The organism is Bradyrhizobium australafricanum, assembly GCF_020329495.1.
Classification (GTDB): domain Bacteria; phylum Pseudomonadota; class Alphaproteobacteria; order Rhizobiales; family Xanthobacteraceae; genus Bradyrhizobium; species Bradyrhizobium australafricanum.
In genome coordinates this window covers 1-651 of sequence record NZ_JAGKJL010000212.1, presented here as the reverse complement: position 1 = coordinate 651, position 651 = coordinate 1, and the positions used below count along the sequence as shown (strand labels likewise).

The 651-nt window shown below is 63.0% G+C and carries 1 pseudogene; it reads right to left on the bottom strand.

The annotated features are described in order from the left end of the window. A pseudogene (locus tag J6525_RS46625) lies at positions 1–543 on the bottom strand (sigma factor-like helix-turn-helix DNA-binding protein); the annotation flags it as partial. Positions 544–651 lie beyond the last annotated feature (108 nt).

The window sequence follows — 651 nt, the reverse complement described above, 5'->3', positions numbered from 1 at the left end:
CCCCGAGCACCGCGACAAATATCTGCGCCTGACGGATCTCGCCGGTTTGCGGATCGATCACCTCCACCGTCGGACCGGCATAGTCGGTCTGCATCACTGCACCCGCCGCGTGGCGATGACGGAAGGTCGGGTTCGCCCGGCGCCGATAGGCGTCAAACTTCTCGCAGAACCACGTGTAACCATAGCCGTCGGGATGCGCCGTCCGGTATTCCTGCCACAGCAGCGTCAGCGTCACGCCCTTGCGCTTGAGCTCCTGCGCCACCCGTGGCCACTCAGGCTCGCTCAAGTCCTGCGGGGGCCGCCCGACCCGCCGGAACAGAGCCCGCTGCAACGCCGCCTCGCTCGCGTAAATCCGTAAATCGGCGGTAACGGCCAGCTTAAGCCCGCCTCGCGTGCTCGCAGCAGGTAGGTGGCAACCGAGCTCTTGCTGATCTGCAGCCGTTCCGAGATCTCCCGAACCGACAGGTCCTGCTCGTACGTCAGCCTCAGGATCGATCGTAGGTCCTTCACAGTGGTTCGTTTCGCTTGCTTCCGTCTCGGCATTGCCCCTCTCAAACTCAGCTTGAGAGAGAACATTGCCTGAACGGCGCTCCCGAAAACCAACCTCCCGCAACTGTCCGCGATTTAGCGGAATCCCTGTCCCGGAATTAC